This window comes from Ralstonia sp. SA306 (genome assembly GCF_054792405.1).
In genome coordinates this window covers 2150768-2174295 of sequence record NZ_CP096451.1, presented here as the reverse complement: position 1 = coordinate 2174295, position 23528 = coordinate 2150768, and the positions used below count along the sequence as shown (strand labels likewise).

General features: G+C 65.2%; 19 protein-coding genes. 5 read left to right on the top strand and 14 right to left on the bottom strand.

Translation table 11 applies throughout. The annotated features are described in order from the left end of the window. Window positions 1–40: 40 nt before the first annotated feature. The 10 genes from M1D44_RS10375 to M1D44_RS10330 all read right to left on the bottom strand — a co-directional run bounded on the left by M1D44_RS10375 (window position 41) and on the right by M1D44_RS10330 (window position 9361). The gene (locus tag M1D44_RS10375; protein ID WP_024976311.1) at window positions 41–424 is read right to left on the bottom strand and encodes an MAPEG family protein; all 384 of its coding nucleotides are present in this window, start codon (window positions 422–424) and stop codon (window positions 41–43) included. A gap of 76 nt (window positions 425–500) precedes the next feature. Continuing rightward, window positions 501–722, bottom strand: coding sequence for an RNA-binding S4 domain-containing protein (locus tag M1D44_RS10370; RefSeq protein ID WP_024976310.1), 222 nt, complete (start codon window positions 720–722; stop codon window positions 501–503). A gap of 16 nt (window positions 723–738) precedes the next feature. Further along, a complete protein-coding gene (locus tag M1D44_RS10365) occupies window positions 739–1302 on the bottom strand; it encodes a YceI family protein (protein WP_316853275.1) in 564 nt (187 codons plus the stop codon). A gap of 44 nt (window positions 1303–1346) precedes the next feature. Further along, window positions 1347–3077: a glutamine--tRNA ligase/YqeY domain fusion protein gene (locus M1D44_RS10360; RefSeq protein WP_316853276.1), complete on the bottom strand. Its 1731-nt coding sequence runs from the start codon at window positions 3075–3077 to the stop codon at window positions 1347–1349. A gap of 62 nt (window positions 3078–3139) precedes the next feature. Beyond that, window positions 3140–4162: a lipase secretion chaperone gene (locus tag M1D44_RS10355; RefSeq protein ID WP_316853277.1), complete on the bottom strand. Its 1023-nt coding sequence runs from the start codon at window positions 4160–4162 to the stop codon at window positions 3140–3142. Between the two features lie 53 nt (window positions 4163–4215). Then, window positions 4216–5214 carry a lipase family alpha/beta hydrolase gene (locus M1D44_RS10350; protein ID WP_024976306.1) on the bottom strand — a complete coding sequence of 333 codons (999 nt, stop codon included), beginning with the start codon at window positions 5212–5214 and terminating at the stop codon, window positions 4216–4218. Window positions 5215–5414: 200 nt separating this feature from the next. Beyond that, complete coding sequence (locus M1D44_RS10345) at window positions 5415–6917, bottom strand: tripartite tricarboxylate transporter permease (RefSeq protein ID WP_112185479.1); 1503 nt, start codon at window positions 6915–6917, stop codon at window positions 5415–5417. A gap of 19 nt (window positions 6918–6936) precedes the next feature. Next, window positions 6937–7359, bottom strand: a complete 423-nt coding sequence (locus M1D44_RS10340) for a tripartite tricarboxylate transporter TctB family protein (RefSeq protein ID WP_235193185.1) — start codon at window positions 7357–7359, stop codon at window positions 6937–6939. Between the two features lie 296 nt (window positions 7360–7655). Beyond that, window positions 7656–8108, bottom strand: a complete 453-nt coding sequence (locus M1D44_RS10335) for a DUF2214 family protein (RefSeq protein ID WP_024976303.1) — start codon at window positions 8106–8108, stop codon at window positions 7656–7658. 32 nt (window positions 8109–8140) lie between these two features. Next, complete coding sequence (locus M1D44_RS10330; protein ID WP_316853278.1) at window positions 8141–9361, bottom strand: CaiB/BaiF CoA transferase family protein; 1221 nt, start codon at window positions 9359–9361, stop codon at window positions 8141–8143. A 206-nt stretch (window positions 9362–9567) separates the two neighbouring features. Here M1D44_RS10330 and alaS point away from each other — a divergent pair, with 206 nt between their 5' ends. Then, window positions 9568–12222: an alanine--tRNA ligase gene (alaS, locus tag M1D44_RS10325; RefSeq protein WP_024976301.1), complete on the top strand. Its 2655-nt coding sequence runs from the start codon at window positions 9568–9570 to the stop codon at window positions 12220–12222. A 78-nt stretch (window positions 12223–12300) separates the two neighbouring features. Here the strand turns inward: alaS and M1D44_RS10320 are convergent, their stop codons facing one another. Further along, on the bottom strand, window positions 12301–14121 hold the full coding sequence (locus M1D44_RS10320) for an ArnT family glycosyltransferase (RefSeq protein WP_316853279.1): 1821 nt from the start codon (window positions 14119–14121) through the stop codon (window positions 12301–12303). Window positions 14122–14533: 412 nt separating this feature from the next. Between M1D44_RS10320 and M1D44_RS10315 the strand changes: the two genes are divergently transcribed. From M1D44_RS10315 to M1D44_RS10305, 3 genes are all read left to right on the top strand, one after another. Then, window positions 14534–15649: a purine-nucleoside phosphorylase gene (locus M1D44_RS10315; protein WP_316853280.1), complete on the top strand. Its 1116-nt coding sequence runs from the start codon at window positions 14534–14536 to the stop codon at window positions 15647–15649. Then, a complete protein-coding gene (locus tag M1D44_RS10310) occupies window positions 15646–16686 on the top strand; it encodes a purine-nucleoside phosphorylase (protein WP_439004476.1) in 1041 nt (346 codons plus the stop codon). Before M1D44_RS10315 ends, M1D44_RS10310 begins: the two co-directional genes overlap by 4 nt. Window positions 16687–16920: 234 nt before the next feature. Further along, window positions 16921–19029 (top strand): TonB-dependent siderophore receptor, encoded by a 2109-nt coding sequence (locus tag M1D44_RS10305; RefSeq protein ID WP_316853282.1) that lies wholly within the window; start codon window positions 16921–16923, stop codon window positions 19027–19029. Window positions 19030–19035: 6 nt separating this feature from the next. Here the strand turns inward: M1D44_RS10305 and M1D44_RS10300 are convergent, their stop codons facing one another. From M1D44_RS10300 to M1D44_RS10290, 3 genes are all read right to left on the bottom strand, one after another. After that, window positions 19036–19794 carry a slipin family protein gene (locus M1D44_RS10300; protein ID WP_112185469.1) on the bottom strand — a complete coding sequence of 253 codons (759 nt, stop codon included), beginning with the start codon at window positions 19792–19794 and terminating at the stop codon, window positions 19036–19038. A gap of 10 nt (window positions 19795–19804) precedes the next feature. Beyond that, window positions 19805–21184, bottom strand: a complete 1380-nt coding sequence (locus tag M1D44_RS10295; protein ID WP_316853283.1) for an NfeD family protein — start codon at window positions 21182–21184, stop codon at window positions 19805–19807. A gap of 75 nt (window positions 21185–21259) precedes the next feature. Then, entirely contained in the window at window positions 21260–22168 is a 909-nt protein-coding gene (locus M1D44_RS10290) for a LysR substrate-binding domain-containing protein (RefSeq protein ID WP_316853284.1), read from the bottom strand. A gap of 102 nt (window positions 22169–22270) precedes the next feature. On the opposite strand from M1D44_RS10290, the gene M1D44_RS10285 reads away from it, so the two are divergent. Then, window positions 22271–23485 (top strand): YbfB/YjiJ family MFS transporter, encoded by a 1215-nt coding sequence (locus M1D44_RS10285; RefSeq protein WP_316853285.1) that lies wholly within the window; start codon window positions 22271–22273, stop codon window positions 23483–23485. The last annotated feature ends 43 nt before the right edge of the window (window positions 23486–23528 follow it).

Below are 23528 nucleotides of genomic sequence, written 5' to 3'. Positions count from 1 at the left end.
GGCGCCACCTGGGCGCCGTTTTTGTTGGCAGAGCGGATGTTCAGTGCGCGAAGGCGGGTTGAACGAACAGCGCGACGCACAAGGCAAAGCCCGCAAACCACATCAGCGAACGCAGCGGTGCCCAGTTGGCGAGATAGCACACCGTGTACAGCACGCGCACCACGATGAACGCGATGGCCAGCAGGTTGATGCGGTCGATGACACCGCCGCCCAGGATGGCCACCAGCACGGCCACCGCAAAGAACGGAAACGCTTCAAAGTGATTCTGCTGTGCGGCTGCGGCACGGCCCGCTGCGCCGGTTTGCTGTGCAAGCCACGCGCGCGGATTGCGGTTGTCGTACCGCGGGCCTTTGGCCTTGGCGATGCCGACGCACACGATCGGCAACACCGCTGCCACCAGAACGCACCAGAGGGCGATCGGCATGGTCAGTCTCCTGGATGTGGATGGTTGTGAGGGTGCCGCACCCTAGCATAAGGTGCGTTTTCAAACACCTGAGGCGCTAGTCGACACCCTGCACGGCAATGCGCACATCCCCGAGCATGACCACCTGGCCTGCGCGAATCTTGGCCGTCTTGCGCAGCTCCGGTTGGCCGTCGACCGTGACCGCGCCATCGGCGACCACAGCCTTGCCGGCGCCGCCGCTGTCCACCACGCCGGTGAGCTTGAGCAGCTTGTGCAGCTCGATGTATTCGGTGGTCAGGGCGAAATCAATATTGGGCATGGATGGATTGCGAGGTTTATTGAGGCGTGGCTTCCACGCTGATGTCGAGGTCGACGCGGTCGCCCACGTCGGGCAGAAAGCGCGTCATGCCGAAGGCGCTACGGGCAATGGAGAGGTGGAAATCGCCCCCGCAGACGTGGCGTTTGCTGCCGGGCATCTTCTCGTCGCCACAACTGAAGCGGAGCGCCTCCAGCCGCACAGGCTGCGTCACGCCGTGCAGCGTCAGCTTGGCCTCGATGGCGGCAAGCTTGCCGCCTTCCACGACAAAGCGGTCGCTGCGCAGGCGGATGACCGGATACTGCGCCGCGTCGAGAAACTGCTCGGATTTCAGCACACCGTCCAGCACTCGCAGGCCCGTGTTGACGGATGCAGCATCGACGGTGAAATCGATGCCGCCCTGGTTGGTGGCTTCATCGAAGTTGATGGCGCCGTCGATCTTGTCGAAGCGGCCGCGCATTGTGCTGCGATCGAAGTGCGATGCGCCGAAGTAAACCGATGTGTGCGTCAGGTCTGGCGCAAATGACGTGGCGAAGGCGGGAGTGGTGAACAACCCGGCCAGCAATAGGATCCATGCACGCATGATGCCTCCGATATCAGAGGCCCATGGCGCGCATGGGCCCGTGTTTACTTGCCCCAGCTGTCTTTCAGGCCGACCACGCGGTTGAACACGGGCTTGCCCGGTTGCGAGTCGGTGCGGTCAGCCACAAAGTAGCCATGGCGCTCGAACTGGAAGCGGTCTTCCGCCTTGGCAGTTGCCAGCGTCGGCTCCAGGTAGGCCTTGACGATCTTCTTGGAGTCCGGGTTGAGCGCATCCAGGAAGTTCTTGTCGCCCGAATCCGGTTGCGGGTCGCTGAACAGGCGGTCGTACAGGCGCACTTCAGCTTCCAGCGCATGTGCGACGCTCACCCAGTGGATGTTGCCCTTCACCTTCACGCTGTCAGCACCCGGCGTGCCACTCTTCGTGTCCGGAATGATGTTGGCGTGCACGGCGGTGATGTTGCCGGCGGCATCCTTGTCGCAGCCGGTGCATTCGATCACATAGCCGTATCGCAGGCGCACCTTGTTGCCCGGGAAGAGGCGGAAGTAGCCCTTGGGCGGCGTCTCGGTAAAGTCCTCACGCTCGATCCACAGCTCACGTGTGAGCGGAAATTCGCGGCGGCCGAGTTCGGGCTGCTTCGGATGCACGGGTGCGGAGCACGGCTCATTGAAATCGGCCGGCACGTTGTCGAGCACCAGCTTGACCGGGTCCAGCACGGCCACCGAGCGCGGCGCACGGGCATCGAGGTCGTCGCGCACGGCGCCTTCCAGGATGCTCATGTCGATCCAGCTGTCTGCCTTCGACACGCCAACGCGTTCGCAGAAGAGCTGGATCGATTCCGGCGTATAGCCGCGGCGGCGGATGCCAACGAGCGTCGGCATGCGCGGGTCGTCCCAGCCGTCGACGCGGTTTTCCGTCACCAGTTGCAGCAGCTTGCGCTTGCTGGTGATGGCATACGTCAGGTGCAGGCGCGCGAATTCGTATTGATGCGGCAACGGCGCGGGCAGCACGCCGGCGTCGCGCAGGTGGTCGAGCACCCAGTCGTACAGCGGGCGGTTGTTCTCGAATTCGAGCGTACACAGCGAATGGGTGATGTTCTCCAGCGCATCGGAAATGCAATGCGTGAAGTCGTACATCGGGTAGATGCACCACGCGTCGCCGGTGCGGTGGTGATGCGCATGGCGGATGCGGTACAGCACCGGATCGCGCATCACGATATTGGGCGCGGCCATGTCGATCTTGGCGCGCAGCACCAGTTCGCCATCCTTGTACTTGCCCGCGCGCATATCGCGGAACAGCGCCAGGTTTTCGTCCACCGAGCGATCACGGAAAGGCGATGGCGTGCCCGGGCGGGTGAAGTCGCCCCGGTTGGCGGCGATCTGCTCGGCGCTTTGGCTGTCGACGTAGGCCGCGCCGCGCTGGATCAGCACTTCAGCAAAACCGTAGAGCTGCTCGAAATAGTCGCTGGCGTAATAGAGATGCTCGCCGCCGGCGTCGTTCCACGAATAGCCGAGCCAGTGCACGGCGTCGATGATGGAATCGACGTATTCGGTGTCTTCCTTGACGGGGTTGGTGTCGTCAAAGCGCAGGTGGCAGCGGCCGTTGTAATCCTTGGCCATGCCGAAGTTCACCCAGATGCTCTTGGCGTGACCGATGTGCAGGTAGCCATTGGGCTCCGGCGGAAAGCGCGTGACCACCGGCGGGATCGGCTGACCCGTGGCGTCCTGGCGATTGGCGTAGGTGCCTTGCGCGAGGTCGCCGTCAATGATCTGGCGCAGGAAGTTGGACGTGGGGGCGGCGGCGTTGTCTTGGCTCATGGGAGTGCGTGATTCGGCAATCCCGTGATTTTACCGTGCCCGGCGGTCTACGCCCCTGGACGCTATTTGCGCTGGGCCAGACCGTCGAGCGCCTGTGCGCGCAACAGCTCATTCGAGGCGGTGAACGTCTGCTGACGCAGTTGCGCGATTTGCGCTGCGCGATCGGCTTCCGACAGGCCAGTAAAGGCGTTGATTCGATCGCGTTCGTGGGTGTAGGTGTCGTAGCGGCCGCGCCAGTCGGCTTCTTCGCGGTTGCCCTGGATCAGGCGGTCGGCCACGAGGCTGTCCACGCCCCGGGCTGACAGGCGCTGGCGCATCTCGGCCTCGCTCATGCCTTGCTTCGTCCACGTTTCCATGTCGCTTGCGAGCTTGAGGGGAGCAGAGGCATCGCGGCGCGCCTGCTGCACCGAGGGCGGCAGGTTGGCATCGATGGCGGCGATCCTGGCCGCGCGCTGTTCCGGCGTGAGCGACGGGTCGGCCATCACGGCCAGGCGGTCCAGCGCGGCGGCGTCCATCGCGTCGTCATCGCCGTACCAGGCCTGGGCGACGTCCGCCCCCAGGTATTGGCGGCGCTGCGCGGTGCGCTCGCTCAACTGCTGGCGCAGCGTGGCGATCAGCTCGGGGCGCTGCTGGACTTGTTCTACGCTCGGCTTGTTGCGGCTTGCGCCGCCGTGTTCTGCCGCTGCCTTGCGATAGGCGAGGTAGTGCTGCAGCAGCGATTGCGCCTCCGCCAGCGCCGGCGTGACCAGCTTGGCGCGCAGATGCGCCTCAGCCATCGACACACGCTGCGCTTCGGGCAGCGACGCGGGCACGTCGAGGAAGTAGTCGAACACCGCGCGGTTGGCGGCTTCGACGATGAGGTGGCCGTGTGCATCGACGTGCAGGCCGTCCGGCGCCTGTGTGTCGGCCAGCTCGGGTACCGGCGCGCCCGCCGTCAACGGTTCGCCGCCCACACTGCCGATGAATGCGCCCTTGGCCGCCTGCGGCTGCGATGCCGCAGGGGTTTGCGGCGCATCTGACGTGTGCCACCAGTAGACCCCGCCCGCGACCGACACCGCCACCAGCACGGCAACAACAAACGTCATGGGTTGTATCGATGGCGATTGGGGCTTCATCGTGGCGTTCAGCGCGTCGAGGGTTAGAGGCCTGCCGTCTTCAGTCGATTGGCTTGTGTACGAATCACCGCAACGGGGTCCGCTGCGCCCCAACCGATCAGCCCAAGCAACTGGTTGACCTCATCCAGGTGATTCCACGCGTAATCCGTCGACAAGACCTGCCCGAACTTCGCGCTGCACACGGAGACGAGCCCATCGTTCGTTCCCGAGCCGCGCGCCTGCATGACGCCGCCGCTGAACACCAGCACCGGATCAAACACGTCGAGAAGGTTGGTGGCGGTGGAGCGGCCCGTCCACGAATACAGCTTCTGCACGTTGCCGTTGCGCACGTCTGTGGCGCTGCCGGTGTTGCACCCGCTGGCCAGGCCCGCGCTCGGGAATGCCTTGTTGAAATCGGCGGCGCCCGACGTCGACAGGATATGCAGCGCCGCAAAACCATTCTGCGGATTGCTGTTGCCGTTGAACCAGCCGAGCACCGAGCCGAATACGTCCGCGCCGAGGTTCACGAGCGCTTGGAACGGAGCGGGTGTCGACTCCACAAAGTCCGCAAACTCTGACCCCTTGTGGGGCGTGCCGATGGTGGTGACGGAGGCCACGAGGTTCGGTACCACGGCGGCTGCATAGCGCGATGTCAGTCCGCCCTGGCTGTGTCCAATGAGGTTGACCTTGGCGGCGCCCGTGGTGGCCAGCACGCTGCGGATCTGGCTGACGAGCTGTTCGCCGCGCACGGTTTCATCGTTGAAGGCGGACACGTCGGCCACATAGACATTGGCGCCGTTGGCGCGCAGGTCTTCGGGGATCTGGTACCAGTAATCGACCACGCCGAGGAACTTGCTGGTGCCCGAGAGACCATGCACCAGCACGATCGGGTACTTGGTGGCGGCATACGTGCTGGCGGCTTGAGCGGGCGCGGCCGCAACCAAGGTGAGGGCGGATGTGGCCAAGACGGCGGCTGCAGCGTGCGTGCGCAGGAAGCTGCGCGCTGATCCATAGACAGCATGGAGCAGGGAAGTCTGTGACATTCGGTTGTCTCCTGGACATTGGATTGGTGGTCGACCTCTACGGGCCGATCGCCCTCCGTTATCCGAAGCGCCGCGTCCAACGTCAACTGGAGTGGAGGTTTGGCTCTAATGCTGCGTTGCCGCGTGCGCAAACAAAAACCGGAGGGCGGGCCTCCGGTTTCGTAGGGTGCGATGCAGCAACGTCGCCGTTCTCGCCGTTCTTATTCTTCTTGAAACGCTTCCTCGCGTTTTCTGTTGATGGCCGGCAGCGCCACCAGCAAGACCAGGATGCTCGCCGCAATCAGCAGCCCCAGCGACAGCGGCCGCGTGACGAAGGTAGAGAAATCCCCGCGCGAGAGCAGCAGCGCACGGCGAAAGTTCTCTTCCATCATCGGCCCGAGCACGAAGCCGAGCAGCATTGGCGCCGGTTCGCAGCGCAGCTTCACGAACATGTAGCCGATCAATCCGAAGAGCGCCGTCTGGAAGATATCGAACGTTGTATTCGAGACCGAATACACGCCGATGCAGCAGAACACCAGGATGGCCGGATACAGGAAGCGATAGGGCACCTTCAACAGACGCACCCACACGCCGATCATCGGCAGGTTCAGCACGATGAGCATCAGGTTGCCGATCCACATCGAGGCGATCAGGCCCCAGAACAGCGCGGGGTTGCTGGTCATAACCTGGGGGCCGGGCTGGATGTTGTGGATGGTCATCGCGCCCACCATCAGCGCCATCACCGCATTGGGAGGAATGCCCAGCGTGAGCAACGGAATGAAGGATGTCTGCGCGGCAGCGTTGTTGGCCGATTCCGGACCAGCCACACCCTCGATGGCGCCCTTGCCGAACTCGTGTGAATACTTCGACGTCTTCTTCTCCAGCGAGTACGACGCAAACGATGCCAGCGTCGCGCCACCGCCGGGCAGGATGCCCAGCAGCGAGCCGAGCGCCGTGCCACGCAGCACGGCCGGGATCATGCGCTTGAAGTCTTCGCGGCTGGGCCAGAGGTTGCGCACGTGCTCGACAAAGGTTTCGCGGTGCTCCTTCTGCTCGAGGTTGGCGATGATCTCGGCAAAGCCGAACACGCCCATCGCCACCGACACGAAGTTCAGCCCGTCGGCCAACTCAGGCACGTCAAACGAATAACGCGCGGTGCCTGAGTTCACATCGGTGCCGACCAGACCGAGCAACAGGCCCAGCACGATCATCGCGATCGCCTTGATGAGCGAGCCCGAGGCCAGCACCACCGCCCCGATCAGGCCCAGCACCATCAGCGAGAAATACTCCGCCGGCCCAAAGTTGAACGCGAATTCCGACAGCGGCGTGGCAAACGCTGCCAGTACCAGCGTTGCCACGCAGCCTGCGAAGAACGAGCCGAGGCCCGCCGTGGCCAGCGCCACGCCTGCGCGCCCCCGTCGTGCCATCTGGTAGCCGTCGATGGTCGTGACGACAGACGAAGATTCGCCCGGCAGGTTGACGAGGATGGCTGTGGTGGAGCCGCCGTACTGCGCACCGTAGTAGATGCCGGCCAGCATGATCAGTGCGGCCACCGGGGGCAGCGCGTATGTGGCGGGCAGCAGCATCGCAATCGTGGCGATGGGGCCAAGGCCCGGCAGCACGCCGATCAGCGTACCGAGCACGCAACCAATGAACGCGTAGATCAGGTTCTGTATGGAGAGCGCGGTGGAGAAGCCGAGCGCGAGATTGGCAAAGAGGTCCATGGTGTCGTCCGCGTCCCGCTCAATTGCCGATGAAGGCAGGCCACACCGGAAACTGCAGCTTGAGCCCGTAGACGAAGGCCGCGAGGCTCATCACCACCATCACGATGGCGGTGCCGGCGGCGCCCTTGAGCGTGAACTCGTGGCTAGCCATGCTGGAGACCAGCACGAGCACCACAATCGAGAGCACCAGCCCAAGCGGTTGCAGCAGCAGCCCGAACAGCACCACGGAGCCGAGAACCCACAGCAGCGTTTTGACGTCCCAGCGCGGAATGCGATCGACCACGCCCTTGCGCGAGAGGGATTGCACGACCACCACCACGCCCAGCAGGACGAGCACAACGCCCAGCCAGAACGGGAAATAGCCCGGGCCCATGCTGCTGGCCGTACCCATGCGGTAGCTGCGCGCCAGAATGGCAAACGCCGCACCGGCGACGATGAACATGACGCCGGATGCAAAGTCCTGGTGACTGCGGATCACCGGACGACCTTGTGGATCGTTCTGCAAGTCTGGTCTCCTCGGGGGTGGCGTGCAGCGCCGGTTATGGCAGGCCGACTTATGCCTTGTAAGCCGGCCAAGTTTGCACGCTAAGCAGACCGGCTTTCAAGCACCTTGCGGAGGGGAAGGCGGGCGTTCTCATGGCCTCGCGCGGCGCCTAGGCAAACGGTTCAGGGTTTGTCCCTAGCGTTGCCTGGGGGAAAACTTGGGGCCGAGCAATGCGGTTGCGCGGCCCTGTGCATTTACATGCCGATACCACGCGCCATCAACACAGCCGCCAGCGGAATGAAGATGATCAGGTGCGACTCGATCATGACCCAACGCCGCGTTTTCGCAATTTCCGCGGGCGTGGGCACGAAGTCGGGCAAGGTCTTGCCTTGCTTCTTCCAGCGCAGGATGTTGATGGTCGGAATGATCGACATCAGCCCGATCAGGACGAACAGGCCAACCTTGACGTGGAATACCGGGTTGTGAACGTAGAACGCGTAGCCTTTGGCGCCGTAGACCACGCGCAGCAACCCTGTTATCAGCACCGCGAGCGCGGCGAAGCCGAACACGGCGTCATAACGCGCCAGGCGCTTGCGCGTCTCGGGCGTCATGTCCGGGCGCAGCACCACGGCCTCGGCGGTGAGAAAGACGATCAGCGTGAAGATCGAGATGTAATGCAGGTAAGCCAGCAACGCATCAAGCCACATGAGGACCTCGTCTTGGGTGGAAGAAGTTGCGATTAGATGACGCCTTGCGCGCGCAGTGCTTCGACCTGCTCGGGTGAGAAGTCGAGCACGTCGCGCAGCACGGTTTCGGTGTGTTCGCCCAGCAGCGGCGGGTGGCTAGCGGCCTTGGGTGGCGTGGTACTCATCTTGACCGGGCTGCCGACCAGCTTGACGTTACCGGCGCTCGGGTGAGGCAGGTCGACGCGCAGTCCGCGCGCCTGCACCTGCTCGTTGTCGAACACCTCGTCGAGCGAGTTGATCGGGCCGCACGGTACGCCGGCGGCTTCGAGCTTGTCGATCCATTCGCCTTTGCCGAAGCGTTTGACCATCTCGGCCAGGATCGGCACCAGCACGTCGCGGTTGGCTACGCGCTGCGGGTTGGTGGCAAAGCGCGGGTCGTCGGCCAGTTCGGGCATGCCGCCGGCTTCGACAAAGCGGCGAAACTGGCCGTCATTGCCGACTGCCACGATGATCCAGCCATTGGCGGCCTGGAACGTCTGATACGGCACGATGTTCGGGTGCGCGTTGCCCCAGCGCTTGGGTGCCTGACCGCTGGCCAGATAGTTCGTGTTCATGTTCGCCAGCATCGCGACCTGCACGTCGAGCAACGCCATGTCGATGTACTGGCCCTCGCCGGTGCGGTCACGATGGGCAAGGGCGGCCAGCACGGCCACGGTGGCGTACATGCCGGTCATCAAATCCGAAATGGCCACGCCGGCCTTCTGCGGGCCGCCGCCGGGCAGGTCGTCGCGCTCGCCGGTCAGGCTCATGAAGCCGCCCATGCCTTGCACGATGAAGTCGTAGCCGGCGCGCGCGGCGTAAGGGCCGGTCTGGCCGAAGCCCGTGATGGAGCAGTAGACGAGGTCCGGCTTTACCGCCTTGAGCGATGCGTAGTCGAGCCCGTATTTCTTGAGTTGGCCGACCTTGTAGTTTTCGAGCACCACGTCTGCATGTGCCGCGAGCTTGCGGACGATGTCCTGGCCCTCGGGCGTGCTGATATCGACGGTGATCGAGCGCTTGTTTCGATTGGCCGCGAGGTAATAAGCGGCTTCGGCGGTGTTGTTGCCCGCTTCGTCCTTGAGCCACGGCGGGCCCCATGTGCGCGTGTCGTCGCCGGCGCCTGGGCGTTCTACCTTGATGACGTCGGCGCCGAAATCGGCAAGATTCTGCGCGCACCAGGGGCCGGCAAGCACGCGGGTCAGGTCGAGAACACGGAGATGGCTCAGAGCGCCCATGGATTGACGAATCGACACGATTGGAACGGGTGCACTCTACACCACGCCCCGGCAGGGCCGCAGCCCCATGCGACCAACCGGGGAAAATGCGGCGCAGAATGGACGCGACCGGGGTGCGAACCCCGTATAATCAACGGTTTGCACTAATCCAAGGCGCTCAGGAGCGGATGCTCCGAGGCGCAATGCTGACTCCGGCACCCCGCGACATGAAAGCCTCCGATATCCGCCAAAAATTCCTGACCTTCTTTGAGGGCAAGGGCCACACCGTGGTGCGCTCCTCGCCGCTGGTGCCGGGCAACGACCCGACGCTGCTGTTCACCAACTCCGGCATGGTGCAGTTCAAAGACGTCTTCCTTGGTACCGACAAGCGCCCGTACGTGCGTGCGGCTTCCGTGCAGCGCTGCCTGCGCGCCGGCGGCAAGCACAACGACCTGGAAAACGTCGGCTATACGGCGCGTCACCATACGTTCTTCGAAATGCTGGGCAACTGGTCGTTCGGCGACTACTTCAAGCGCGATGCACTCGTGTGGGCGTGGGAGTTGCTGACCCAGGAATACAAGCTGCCGGCCGACAAGCTGTGGGCCACCGTCTACCAGACCGACGATGAGGCCTACGACATCTGGACCAAGGTGATCGGCCTGCCGCCGGAGCGCGTCGTGCGCATTGGCGACAACAAGGGCGCACCGTACGCCTCCGACAACTTCTGGCAGATGGCCGAAACCGGCCCGTGCGGCCCGTGCTCGGAAATCTTCTACGACCATGGCCCGGACGTATGGGGCGGCCCCCCGGGAAGCCCGGAAGCCGACGGCGACCGCTACATCGAAATCTGGAACAACGTGTTCATGCAGTTCGATCGCCAGCTCGATCCGGCGACCGGCGAATACACGCTGACCCCGCTGCCCGCACCGTGCGTCGACACCGGCATGGGCATGGAGCGTCTGGCTGCAATCCTGCAGCACGTGCACAGCAACTACGAGATCGATCTGTTCCAGGCGCTCATCGCAGCGGCTGCGCGCGAGACCAACACCAAGGATCTGGCCAACAACTCGCTGCGCGTGATTGCCGACCACATTCGCGCGTGCTCGTTCCTGATCGTCGACGGCGTGATCCCGGGCAATGAAGGCCGCGGTTACGTGCTGCGCCGGATCATCCGCCGCGCCATCCGCCACGGCTACAAGCTGGGCTGCCGCGCTGCGTTCTTCCACAAGCTCGTGGACGATCTTGTGGCGCAGATGGGCGAAGCCTATCCGGAACTGCGCGAGGCGCGCGACCGCGTGGTCGAGGTGCTACGCACGGAAGAAGCCCGCTTCTTCGAGACCATCGAGCACGGCATGTCGATCCTCGACGCTGCGCTGGGTGAGCTGAAGACGTCGGGCCAGGATGGGAAAGAGCGGATGCTCGACGGCGAACTCGCCTTCAAGCTGCACGACACCTTCGGTTTCCCGCTGGACCTGACGCAAGACGTCTGCCGCGAGAACGACGTGATCGTCGACGAAGCCGCCTTTGACGCCGCCATGAACCGCCAGCGCGAGCAGGCACGCGCGGCCGGCAAGTTCAAGATGGTCGCCGGCACGCTCGACTACACCGGCGACAAGACCACCTTCCACGGCTACGACCAGCTCGTGCGCGAAACCGCGCGTGTGACGGCGCTGTTTGTGGACGGTGCGTCGGTGCAGGAAATGCACCCGGGCCAGACCGGCGTGGTGGTGCTGGACCACACCCCGTTCTATGCGGAATCGGGCGGCCAGGTTGGCGACCAGGGCACGCTCAAGGCCGCGACCGTCTGGTTTGACGTGGCCGACACGCTCAAGGTGCAGCCGGAAGTGTTCGGCCACCACGGCGAGCTGCGCACCGGCGTGCTGAAAGTTGGCGATGCCGTTGCGGCGGAAGTGGACGCCGTGCGCCGTGCGCGCACCATGCGCAACCACTCGGCCACCCACCTGATGCACAAAGCCCTGCGTGAAGTGCTGGGCAGCCACGTGCAGCAGAAGGGCTCGCTGGTCGATGCGGAAAAGACACGCTTCGACTTCTCGCACAACGCGCCGATGACGCCGCTGCAGATTCGCGAAGTGGAAGCCCGCGTGAACGCAGAAATCTTCGCCAACGCTGCGACGAGCGCCCAGCTCATGGGCTTTGACGATGCGGTCAAGAATGGCGCGATGGCCCTGTTCGGCGAGAAGTACGGCGATGAAGTGCGCGTGCTGTCGATTGGTTCGTCGAGGGAACTGTGTGGCGGCACGCACGTGGCGCGCACGGGCGACATCGGCCTGTTCAAGATCGTGAGCGAATCGGGCGTGGCAGCCGGCATCCGCCGCGTGGAAGCGATCACCGGCGACAACGTGCTGCATTACCTGCAGACGCTCGATACGCGCATCAACGAAGCGGCCGCCGCACTGCGTGCGCAGCCGTCGGAACTGACGCAGCGTATCGGCCAGGTGCAGGATCAGGTCAAGACGCTGGAGAAGGAGCTGGAGCGCCTGAAGTCGAAGCTGGCCGCAAGCCAGGGCGACGAACTGGTGAGCCAGGCGGTGGACGTTGCCGGCATCAAGGTGCTGGCCGCAAAGCTGGATGGCGCCGATGCCAAGACGCTGCGCGAGACCATGGACAAGCTCAAGGACAAGCTGCAGACCGCGGCCATCGTGCTGGGCAGCGTGACTGACGGCAAGGTCGCGCTGATCGCCGGCGTGACGGCTGACGCCACGGGCAAGGTCAAGGCCGGCGAGCTGGTCAACTTTGTCGCCCAGCAGGTCGGCGGCAAGGGCGGCGGCCGTCCGGACATGGCGCAGGCCGGCGGCACGGAGCCGGACAACCTGCCGCAGGCGCTGGCCGGTGTGGCAGCGTGGGTGCAGCAGAAGGTCTGATGTAACGCCTTCGCATCGGATGCGCTGAACGGCGCGCGTTCCCGGCAACGGGGAGCGCGCCGTTTTGTTTTGGGGCGATCAGCGAGGCGGCGCAGTTTCCAGCCGGAAAACGCGCAGCCGCTCATTTCGATCGCCATGGCGCGCGCCCGACCAGAACAGGGTCCACTCATCTCCGGGCGTTCGCGCGTGCGAATGGCTGTCCTGGACGATCAGCCATCGGCAATTGTGTGCGGTGGATTGCGCAACGGGCTGGTGGAGGATGCCGGTGAAGTAGCGCAGCATGGGCGCTTCCGATTCGCCCAGATGCAGGCTCGCCATGCAATCATCGGCGCGCCATGCAGACGCCAGCTTGGCACTGAGACTGTCGAACACGGAGCGATAGCTCTTGGCCTCGTCCAACCAGGGCAGCAGGAGGGTACCGATCAACCCCCAGCCGACCAGGGCGCCGGCTGCCCACGACAGCGCACCGCGCCATGCGCCGGCTTGCTTCAGCCGTGGCAACAGCCAGATCCATCCCCCTGTCAGGGCGAGTGCTGCGGCCACCAGCGTGGGGTGAATCGGCAAGATCCAGTCGACCGGTAACCAGCGGTCGAGCCAGAGCAGGCCTGCACGCGATGCGCTTTCCGTCATGACGGCCCATAGCAGCCACGCAAGCAGCACGATGCTGCCGAACAGCGCGCGGCTGAAGTAGTCCCACACGGCGTGCGGGCGCGTCGGCAGCCGTGCGATCGCCTGCTGGCCCAGCATCGCCAGCGGTACGATGAACGGCAGCAGATACAGCGGGCGGGCTGTCGCCGAGACCTGGAGTGCAAGCAGCCCCACGGCCGCGAACGCCAATGGCAGCGCCACACGCGGTGTACGCCAATCACGCCACGCGCCGCCAACCAGTGCGACGAGCGCGAGTGGGCCGGCTGGAAACCCGATGGTCAGCAATGAATGCCAGACGTAGAACGGATCGTCGTTCTCCGCGCCCAGCACGGGTACGGAAAAGCCCAGGAAGCGGCCGATGTTGTTGTCCCAGAACCAGACACGGAAGAGGTCCGGCGCGCGTAGGTAGAGGAGCGTCGGCCAGATCGTGGCGAATGGAAGGAAGACGAGTGCCGCGGTGCCGAGTTGTTTTGCGAACGCGCGACTGCGGCACGCGGGAAGCAGCACGCACGCGCTGGCGATGGTGATGCAGAACACCAGCGGGATGAATACGCCCTTGGCCAGCAACGCCATTCCCATACCGATGCCAAGCAGCCATGCGGAGCCGCGTGAACGCGTTGCCGGCAGCGCGCATTCGAACAACCCGCAGAAGCCGATGGCAGTGCCAGCCAGCAACGCCACGTCGGTGATCATCTCGTGCGCGTGCTTGACGACGATCAGAGAGCCTGCGCACAGCGCCACTGTGCCCAGCACGCGCGCGTCTGTCCATGAAGATGCACCTGTCGTCGCCCGCGCGAGCCGCGCGGTGAACGCAAGGGCCAGTCCGGCAAACAGCGCACTCGCGAGCCGCGCGGCGTCATGCGCGGGCAGCACGTCCGCCAGCAGCCAGACCAGCGCGCTGGCCGTCCACGCATAGAGCGGTGGTTTCTCGACAAAGGGTTGGCCGGCGCTGACCGGCACGATCGCGTCGCCGGTTTCCACCATGTGCTGGACGATGCCGAACGTATAGGTTTCGTCCTGCTTCCATGGGTCGTGGCCGAGGGTGCCGGGCAGCAGGTAGGCGCAGGCGATCAACGCGACGAGAAGCCATTTGCGCAACGCTTGCCATGGCCACGCGCGCACTGATGGGGCCGCGGGTGCGATCACCCCACCTGAGGCGAGCAGGGCAGGATTTGCTGTGAAGTCACGCACGTGCGTGGTCGCGGCGGGCGTGTGTGCGCTCCGCCGTCCAGGGCGTGTGGGTTCCTGCATGGTGCGAGGTTTCCGGTTTGCTGGATGCGGCCCGGAAGGTGGCGGGCCGATCGGCTTGGATGACAGACAGAACGCCCCGATCCGGTCCGGGTGGGGCGGTGTGCAGTACATCACGCACAACTTACGGAGACCCTGAGCGGCGCCTCACAAACCTGAGCAACGGATTGCCGTGGGGCAGGCCGCGCGGCTTTCAGGGCACGGCGCGCCCCGCGTTGGGGCTTGTCTGCGCCGTGAGAACAAGCTCGGGAACGCGGCCCGGCTGGAGACAGGCCCCGCCATGGCCTATACCGGGAAAACGTTGCCGATTGTGTAGGGATTGTGTGTCGCTTGGCAGGCAATTTGCATCGGTGGCGCGTGCTGTTCCCCACAGCACGGGTTGATCCCATCCCTATCCCCAAATCCGAGGAGAACCATGAGCGTCCTATCTGACAAGGTCGACGCCCCGCCACCGCAGCCGCCGCACCGGCTGCTCGGGCGCAAAGGCAAACGATTGGCGCGTGCCGTCGCGGTTGGCGCTTTGCTGGCGGCCGGCGTCGGTGCATCGACACAACCGGTTGCGCAACTTGCGCCGGAGTCGCACGCGCGCAAGGTCAAGGTGCTGATCATCAGCATGTTCGCGCCCGAGGCGCAGCCCTGGATCGACAGGCTTGGCCTTACGCAAGACGTGCCGGTACCGGGCCTGTCCATCGATTACCCGAACGTGCATTGCAACGCCAGCGACGTCTGCCAGCTCACCACGGGCATGGGCAAGGCGAATGCCGCGTCGTCGGTGTCGGCGCTGATCTACAGCGGCAAGTTTGATCTGCAGCGCACGTACTTCCTTGTGGCGGGCATTGCCGGGATCGACCCGTCGCAGGGCACGCTTGGCAGCGCTGCGTGGGCGCGCTTCCTGGTCGACAGCGACATCGCGTGGGAGATCGATGCGCGCGAGGTGCCCGCCAACTGGCCCAACGGCTTCATCGGCATCAACACACAGGGCCCGGGGCAGAAGCCGCCGCTGGATTACAAGACCGAAGTCTTCCGCGTGAACGAGGCGCTGCTACAGAAGGCACTGGCGCTTTCCAAGGGCGAGGTGTTGGACGACAACGCAACTGCACGCGCCTATCGCGCCAACTACCCGAGCGCACCGGCCAACCAGCCGCCATCCGTCGTGCAATGCGACACCGCTGCGGGCAACACGTACTGGCACGGCGCCAAGCTGGGCGAGCGCGAAGCGGCATGGGTCAAGCTGCTGACGGACGGGCAGGGCACGTACTGCACCACGCAGCAGGAAGACAACGCCACGTTCGAGGCGCTCACGCGTGGCTCCAAGGCAGGCCTGCTCGACCTGCAGCGTGTGGCCGTGCTGCGCACTGCATCGAACTTCGACCGGCCGTATCCGGGGCAGACGCCGTATGACTCGCTGGTCAACAGCAACTCGGGCGGGTTCGTGCCGTCGCTCAACAACCTGTATCTGGCGGGCGGTCCGCTGGTCAATGAGATCGTCACGCGCTGGAGCGTGTGGAAACACGGAGTGCCCTCGCCATGATCGATTCCCGACTCAAGACCCCCATGCGATCCATCGCCAAGCTCTGTGCGGTTGGTGCCGCAGCGCTGACCTTGAACAGCTGTGCGTTCGATGGCGTCAAGGTCATCGTCATCAACATGTTCCAGGGCGAGGCACAGCCGTTCATCGACCGCTACGACCTGAAGGAGAAGGTCTACATCTCCGGCTTGTCGTCCGACGCGCCCAACATGCTGTGCAACTACGACGGCATCTGCCAGGTCACCACGGGCATGGGCTATGCGAATGCCGCATCGACGATTTCCGCGTTGCTCTATCGCAGCAAGCTGGACCTCTCGCACACCTACTTTGTGATTGCCGGCATTGCGGGCATCGATCCGGCGCAGGGGACGGTGGGCTCGGCGGCGTGGGCGCGGTATGCAGTCGATTACGGTCTTTCGCACGAGATCGATGCGCGCGAGATGCCGGCAGGCTGGCCATACGGCTACTTCGGCATCGGCACCAAGGGCCCAGGCGAGAAGCCGCCGATGGACTACCGCACCGAAGTGTTCCAGCTCAACGAGACGCTGCTGCAGCGGGCCTACACGCTGTCGAAATCGGCGACGCTGGAAGACAGCACCGAGGCCATCGCCTTCCGCAAGAACTACCCCTATGCGCCGGCCAACCAGCCACCCGCTGTCATCCAGTGCGACGTGGCTTCCGCAGATACGTGGTGGGCCGGCCGCAACCTGGGCCAGCGGGCGCGTGACTGGGTGAAGACGATGACCGACAACAAGGGCACGTACTGCACGACCGCGCAGGAGGACAACGCCACACTGGAAGTGCTCACGCGCGGCGCCCGTGCCGGCAAGGTCGATTTCAGCCGCGTGGCATTGCTGCGTGCCGGGTCCGACTTCGATCGCCCCTACGATGGCCAGAGCGCCTCCGACGGGCTCATCAACTACGCGCAGCAGGGCGGTTTCGTGCCGGCCACGCACAATCTCGTCAATGCGGCCAAGCCGTTGCTGGACGACATCGTGCAGCACTGGCCGCAGTGGAAGCAGGGGGTACCGGCGAATTAACAGTTGCTGACATCACATTTCAATCTATATAATGCGAATCATTCTCATTTGATGGGTGGCGACGGGCAACTTGCCTGACCGCTGACCATCGCTCTTGCCGGGCGAGCCAGCGGGTTGCCACCTGCCAGCCAACGGATCGACGCGCCGCGTGATGTTTTGCGGCGCGTTTTCTCTTCTCTCAGCGCATGTCCGCGCGTCCGGTTTCGCTAATCCTGATCGACCCTGTTGCCTGCGATGAACCGTCATCTCGCGGCCCGCGCATTCTCCTGCGCGCTCGCCGCCATTCCTCTTGCCGTGTCCACATGGGCGCATGCCGAAGAGAGCCCGCCGGCCACAGGTGCCGCCACGGTCGACCTGAATGAGACGACCGTCACTGCGGGCAGTCAGCGCGGCTTTGCGGCCAGCACGGCGCAGGTCGGCGCGTTTCGGGGCATGGCGTTGCGCGACATCCCTGCCACCGTGAACGTGGTCACGCGCGAGGCGCTCGACGCGCAGCAGGACACGTCGCTGTACGACGCCCTGCGCAACACGGCCGGTGTGACGCGCCAGCAGCTTTCGGGCGAGACGTTCGACAACCTCGCCATTCGCGGCGTGACGCTGGAGAACCGCACCAATTTCCGCTTCAACGGCTCGATGCCGATTCCGGCGCTCACGGCCATCCCGCTTGAGGACAAGGAGCGCGTGGAGGTGCTCAAGGGCGTGTCGGCGCTGTATTACGGCTACACGACTCCGGGCGGCGTGGTGAACCTCGTCACGAAGCGTGCGGGCAATACGCCGGTCACCACGTTGGGCATGCAGTTCGACAGCAACGGCACCGTGGTCGGCACGCTCGACGTGGGGCGCCGCTTTGGTGAAGACAATCAGTACGGCCTGCGCTTCAATGCGGCGGGCGGCTCGCTGCAGTCGCCAACAAGCGGCATTGACGGTACGCGCCAGCTTGCCGCCGTGGCTTTCGACTGGAAGGTCAACAGCCGCCTGAGCCTGAAGGCCGACGTGGAATACTCGCGCAAGGTCATCACCGAACAATCGGTGGTGACGCTGCCCGCCGCCAAGAACGGCGTCATCACCTTGCCGGCCATGCCCGACCCGGCCAAACGCATTGCGCCGGGGTGGGCCGACTTTGACGGCAACAACACCAATGCGTTGCTGCGTGCCGATTACGCGCTCGCCGATACGTGGCTGCTGACGGTGGAAGGCGGCATGTCGGAGACGGCGCGCACGCGGGCGTTCTCGGAATTTCGCCTGACCAACGCGGTGACGGGCGCCGGCACAGTCTCTGGCCAGCGCCAGAGCGGCCGCTGGAACACCAGCCACGTGCGTGCCGACATCTCCGGTACCGAGAAAACGGGTTGGATCACGCATGACCTGACCTTCGGCATTGCGCGATCCGACATGCGCCAGGCGGCCGTGTACTCGGACCGCTTCTCCGGCGCGCAGAATCTGTACAACCCGGTCGATCTCGGCTGGCTTCCCACCACCGGCACGGGCGTCACCGCAGAGCAGCGCGCCGTGGATACGGGTGTCTACGCGCTGGATCGCATGACGCTGTCGCAGCACTGGCAGGTGATCGCGGGCCTGCGCTACACGCGCTACACCAGCGAGCAGGCGCCCAACCGATACGAGGCCAGCAAGGCCACGCCGCTGGGCGCGGTCATCTACAAGTTCACGCCGGCGCTGTCGGCATACGCGTCGTACGCGCAGGGCCTGGAAGCCGGTGCGCGCGCGCCCAACACGGCCGCCAACGCCAATGTGGCCATGCCGCCTGCGCTGTCGGAACAGAAGGAGGTGGGCGTGCGCTACGAGACGCCGGCCGGCACACAGCTCGCCGCTGCCGTGTACGACATCGACCGCGCCGCGAGCTACACCAACGACGCGAACGTCTTCGTGCAGGATGGGCGCGAGCGCATTCGCGGTATCGAGCTGACCGCCCAAGGCCGCGTCACCAAGGACCTGTCGCTGCTGGCCTCCGCAGGCTGGACGGACGCGAAGTTCCGCGGTGTCGGTAACGGCCTCGACGGAAAAACGCCGGAGAACACGCCGCGCAGCACCGCCAGCGTCTTTGCGGAATACACGCTGCCGATGCTGCGTTCGGTCTCGTTCAATGCAGGCGCCTATTACCTTGGCCCGCGCCCTGTGAATGATGCCAACCAGGCAGAGCTGGGCGGCACGACGCTCTTCAGTGCAGGCGTGCGTTACGTGACGCGCGTCTCGGCCAAGCGGGCAACGCTGCAGTTCAATGTCGACAACCTGACCGACAAGCGCTACTGGGCGGGCGCCGGCAACAACCGTCTGTCGATGGGCGCGCCACGGCTCTTCAAGCTCGGCATGAAGATCGATCTGTGATGCGTGTCAGCCGCCGGCGGCTTTCTTCACTGCGCCCAGCACATCCATCGGCAGCGGAAAGACAATCGTCGAACTTCTGTCACCGGCGATCTGCGTGAGCGTCTGCAGGTATCGCAACTGGATTGCCTCGGGTTGCTGGGCCAGCATGCGCGCGGCTTCCAGCAGCTTTTCCGATGCCTGCAGCTCGCCTTCCGCGTGGATGACCTTGGCGCGGCGTTCGCGTTCGGCCTCGGCCTGGCGGGCGATGGCGCGGATCATCGATTCGTTCAGGTCGACGTGCTTGATCTCCACGTTCGCGATCTTGATGCCCCACGGGTCGGTCTGGATGTCGAGCACCTTCTGGATGTCGAGGTTGAGCTTTTCGCGCTCGGCCAGCATCTCATCCAGCTCGTGTTTGCCGAGGATGGCGCGCAGCGTGGTCTGCGCGAGCTGGCTTGTCGCTTCAAGATAGTTGGCCACCTGAATGATGGCGCGCTCCGGATCGACGACCCGGAAATACACCACCGCATTGACCTTGACCGATACGTTGTCGTGCGAGATCACATCCTGGGGCGGCACGTCCATCACCACCGTGCGCAAGTCCACGCGCACCATCTGCTGGATGGCCGGCACGATGAGCACCAGCCCTGGCCCCTTCACGCGCCAGAAGCGGCCGAGCAGGAACACCACGCCGCGCTCGTATTCGCGCAGCACCCGAAACGACGAGATGACCAGCAGCACGGCCAGGAAGATCAGGCCGCCTGCACTGAAAAATCCGTAGACCATGTTCTTCTCCTCAGAATGACGCCGGGACGACGTTCAGCGTCAGGCCGTGCCGCGCCGTCACGCGCACACGGTCGCCGCGTGCGAGGGGCCCGTCGCAGTGCACGCGCCAGCGCTCGCCATGCACTTGTGCCCAGCCGGCGGCCGGGTCGTTTGGGTCGGTCGGGTCCAGCTCCAGCAATTCGCCGGTCATGCCGATGAGGATGTCGCCACCGGCCACGTTCGGGCGCCGCCGTGCCCGCAGAGCCATGCTCGAGAGCAGCAGGATCACCGCCAGGCTCACGAACGCCATCGATACGATCAAGGGCAGCGGTACGCCAAAGCCCGGCGTTTGCGTGTCGATCAGCATCACCGCGCCCAGCACGAACGCAACGATGCCGCCCACGCCGAGCGCGCCGAACGTCGGCAGGAATGCTTCAGCAACCATGCAACCTAGGCCGAGTGCGATGAGGGCAAGCCCCGCGTAGTTGATCGGCAGCATCTGCAACCCGTAGAGCGCCACCACGATGCACACTGCGCCGAGGATGCCCGGCACAACCATGCCCGGCGTCGAGAACTCGAAGATGAGTGCGTACACGCCCACCGTCAGCAGCAACAGCGCCAGGCTTGGATCGGTAATGACGCCGAGGAAGTGGTTGCGCCAGTCCGGCTCCAGCGTGACGATCGTGGCCTCTGCCGTATGCAGCGTGACCACGCCGGCGGACGTGCGCACGGCGCGGCCGTCGACTTGCTTGAGCAGATCAGGAAGGCTTGCCGCAACAAGATCGATCACGTGCTGGCTCGCGGCTTCGGGCGCGTCGAGGCTCACGGCTTCACGCACGGCGCGCTCGGCCCATTCCGCATTGCGACCACGCAGTTGTGCCAGCCCGCGGATGTACGCCGCCGCGTCGTGCATCTGCTTGCGGGCGAGGGTGTCTTCGTTGCTGGAAGGGGCGATTGGCGCGCTGGCCGGTTTGGCACTGTCGCCGGGGCTGGGAGCGTGGCCGCCCATGCCGATTGCCACGGGTGACGCTGCACCCAGGTTCGTGGCGGGCGCCATCGCCGCAACGTGGCATGCATAGAGGATGTAGGTGCCCGCGCTCGCTGCCCGCGCGCCGCCGGGGGCCACGTAGCCTGCCACCGGCACGGGCGACGCAAGGATGGCCTGAATGATCTGGCGCATCGACGCATCGAGGCCGCCGGGCGTATCCATTTGCAGCACAACAAGCTGCGCACCTTGATCGCGCGCCTGTTGCAGGCCGCGGATCACATAGGCTGCGCTGGCTGGCCCGATGGCACCGGTGACCGGCAACACCACGACCGGCGCGGCTGCCACGGCAAGGCTGGTCCAGACCGCGGCGATGACCGCTGCCAACCATCCTATCCAACGCCGCATCCGCAACGACGGCCGCATTCGCGCCTCCGTCCGTGATTGCCGCGGTTTTTGCCTGATCAGACCTGCGGCACGGTCCCGATATCCGCTTTCAGTTTAGGCGGCAATGGCCTCGCGCGTGGGTGCGCTTGGCGCTGGTTTTGGCTCGCTCAGCAACTGAACCAGCGCCTGTAGGGCGGGCCCTGCCATGTCGCGGTGCCAGGCGAGCAGCGTGTCGACACGGCCAGGCTTACCCAGCGCGTGGATGCTGATTTCCGGGGCATTCGTATACAGCTCAAGCACCGAGCGGGGCACCAGCGCCACGCCAATGCCGGCCGCCGCGCACGCGATGATGGCGTGATACGAGCCAAGCTCCAGCACCCGGGACGGCACCACGCCATCGGCGGCGAACCAGTCTTCGATCAATTGCCGATAGGCGCAGCCGGGTTCGAACGCGAGCATGCCGGCGGTCTGCACGTCCACAGCGCGGCGGATTGGCGGATGAGCGCGGTGGGCAATCAGCACCAGCTCTTCCGCAAAGGCCGGCAGCGTCGTCATGGCGGCACGCGTGTTGTTCAGGCACGCCGTCTCGGCAACGAACGCGCAGTCGACTTCAAAGTTGGACAGCGCCTGGAGGGACTGGCGCGTGGTCATCGTTACCAGTTCGAGTTGCACGCGCGGCCAGCGCTGATGCAGCGTGGCCAGCAGGGCCGGAAGCCGGCTTGCCGCCGTGCTTTCCATCGAGGCGATGCGCAGGCGCCCGTGCGGCTCGCGCGGCTGCACGGCCTGGCGTGCTTCTGCGGCCAGGCGGAGGATGTCGTCGGCGTAGGTCAGCAAGGTCTGACCGGCGGGCGTGAGCACCATGCGCTTGCTCTCGCGCACGAACAGTTGCACGCCCAGCGAGGTCTCGAGCTGGCGGATGCGTGTCGTCACATTCGACTGCACGCGATTCAACTGCTGGGCCGCCCGCGTGACGCCGCCTTCCCGCACCACCGTCCGAAAGATCTCAAGCGAGGGCAGATCCATGATGTATCTCAAATGCTAATGGGTTCGTTCAATATAATTCATTTTTCAGGATGGACGGCCTTGCGTACGATGAAGTGCCGATTTCCTCATCCGGGCCTTTCCATGGAGCACACGCTGTCGTCTACCTCTACCTTGTCCGCCGCGCGTTCCCAGCGGGCCACCGCATGGCGCGTGGCGATTGCGGGCATGGTGGCGCTGTCCGTGGCGATGGGCATCGGCCGCTTCGCCTTCACGCCGATCCTGCCGATGATGCTTCACGACGGCAGCCTGACGCTGGCGCAGGGTAGCTGGCTGGCAACCGGCAACTACCTGGGCTACTTCGTTGGCGCGCTGGCCTGCATGGCGGTGCGCGGCGACGCGGCACGGCTCATCCGCATCGGCCTGGTTGCGACAGTGCTGCTGACCGCCGGAATGGGCGTCCTGCAAGGACAGCCGGCGTGGCTTCTCCTGCGCTTTGCAGCCGGCATGGCCAGCGCGCTGGTGTTTGTCTTTACGGCGGGCTGGTGCCTCCATCGGCTGACCGAGCTGGGCCATGCGGCGCTCGGCGGCATCATTTTCTGCGGGCCGGGTCTTGGCATCGCCATACCGGGCTTGGCGGCCAGCGGGATGGTGGCGCTGGGTTGGCACGCAACGTCGGCATGGATTGCGTTTGGCGTGCTGTCGGCGCTGCTCTCGGCGGCGGTGTGGTCGACCATCCGGCCGGAAGCGCATGCGCATGCTGCTCCGGCGCCGGCTGTATCCGGGACGGCACCCGGCCTGGATGCGCCCACCAGCGCGCTGACGCTCGCCTACGGCCTGGCCGGCTTTGGCTACATCATCACCGCCACGTTCCTGCCCGTGATCGCGCGCAAGGTGCTGCCGGCGGGTTCGGTCTGGCCCGATCTGTTCTGGCCGATGTTCGGTGCGGGAGTGGCGCTCGGGGCGTTCCTTTCCACACGGATCAGCCTGGCGCGCGACAACCGCTCGCTGCTGGCCACGGCCTACGCCATGCAGGCGGTTGCTGTGACTACCAGCATCGTGTGGCCAACGGTGGCGGGGCTGGCGCTTTCCAGCACGCTGCTCGGCCTGCCGTTCACGGCGATCACGCTGTTCGCCATGCGCGAGGCGCGCCGGCTCTGGCCGCATGCCGTGCCGCGTCTGATGGGGCTCATGACGGCCGCGTATGGCATCGGCCAGATCGTCGGGCCGCCGCTTGCGAACCGGCTGTTTGCGGCCACGGGCGGCTTCAATGCATCACTGGCCGTGGCAGCGGTGTCGCTCGTGGCGGGCGTGGCGACCTTTCTTGTGGTGAAGCGGGTGGCACCGGCGCGTGCGTGATGCGCGGCATGTGAAGGCGTGTACAACGCGCTCAGCGCACCCG

What these genes read in the sequence shown, in the direction of transcription:
- M1D44_RS10375 (WP_024976311.1), bottom strand. Translation starts at nt 424, where the DNA reads ATGCCGATCGCCCTCTGGTGCGTTCTGGTGGCAGCGGTGTTGCCGATC.
- M1D44_RS10370 (WP_024976310.1), bottom strand. Translation starts at nt 722, where the DNA reads ATGCCCAATATTGATTTCGCCCTGACCACCGAATACATCGAGCTGCAC.
- M1D44_RS10365 (WP_316853275.1), bottom strand. Translation starts at nt 1,302, where the DNA reads ATGCGTGCATGGATCCTATTGCTGGCCGGGTTGTTCACCACTCCCGCC.
- M1D44_RS10360 (WP_316853276.1), bottom strand. Translation starts at nt 3,077, where the DNA reads ATGAGCCAAGACAACGCCGCCGCCCCCACGTCCAACTTCCTGCGCCAG.
- M1D44_RS10355 (WP_316853277.1), bottom strand. Translation starts at nt 4,162, where the DNA reads ATGACGTTTGTTGTTGCCGTGCTGGTGGCGGTGTCGGTCGCGGGCGGG.
- M1D44_RS10350 (WP_024976306.1), bottom strand. Translation starts at nt 5,214, where the DNA reads ATGTCACAGACTTCCCTGCTCCATGCTGTCTATGGATCAGCGCGCAGC.
- M1D44_RS10345 (WP_112185479.1), bottom strand. Translation starts at nt 6,917, where the DNA reads ATGGACCTCTTTGCCAATCTCGCGCTCGGCTTCTCCACCGCGCTCTCC.
- M1D44_RS10340 (WP_235193185.1), bottom strand. Translation starts at nt 7,359, where the DNA reads ATGTTCATCGTCGCCGGTGCGGCGTTTGCCATTCTGGCGCGCAGCTAC.
- M1D44_RS10335 (WP_024976303.1), bottom strand. Translation starts at nt 8,108, where the DNA reads ATGTGGCTTGATGCGTTGCTGGCTTACCTGCATTACATCTCGATCTTC.
- M1D44_RS10330 (WP_316853278.1), bottom strand. Translation starts at nt 9,361, where the DNA reads ATGGGCGCTCTGAGCCATCTCCGTGTTCTCGACCTGACCCGCGTGCTT.
- alaS (WP_024976301.1), top strand. Translation starts at nt 9,568, where the DNA reads ATGAAAGCCTCCGATATCCGCCAAAAATTCCTGACCTTCTTTGAGGGC.
- M1D44_RS10320 (WP_316853279.1), bottom strand. Translation starts at nt 14,121, where the DNA reads ATGCAGGAACCCACACGCCCTGGACGGCGGAGCGCACACACGCCCGCC.
- M1D44_RS10315 (WP_316853280.1), top strand. Translation starts at nt 14,534, where the DNA reads ATGAGCGTCCTATCTGACAAGGTCGACGCCCCGCCACCGCAGCCGCCG.
- M1D44_RS10310 (WP_439004476.1), top strand. Translation starts at nt 15,646, where the DNA reads ATGATCGATTCCCGACTCAAGACCCCCATGCGATCCATCGCCAAGCTC.
- M1D44_RS10305 (WP_316853282.1), top strand. Translation starts at nt 16,921, where the DNA reads ATGAACCGTCATCTCGCGGCCCGCGCATTCTCCTGCGCGCTCGCCGCC.
- M1D44_RS10300 (WP_112185469.1), bottom strand. Translation starts at nt 19,794, where the DNA reads ATGGTCTACGGATTTTTCAGTGCAGGCGGCCTGATCTTCCTGGCCGTG.
- M1D44_RS10295 (WP_316853283.1), bottom strand. Translation starts at nt 21,184, where the DNA reads ATGCGGCCGTCGTTGCGGATGCGGCGTTGGATAGGATGGTTGGCAGCG.
- M1D44_RS10290 (WP_316853284.1), bottom strand. Translation starts at nt 22,168, where the DNA reads ATGGATCTGCCCTCGCTTGAGATCTTTCGGACGGTGGTGCGGGAAGGC.
- M1D44_RS10285 (WP_316853285.1), top strand. Translation starts at nt 22,271, where the DNA reads ATGGAGCACACGCTGTCGTCTACCTCTACCTTGTCCGCCGCGCGTTCC.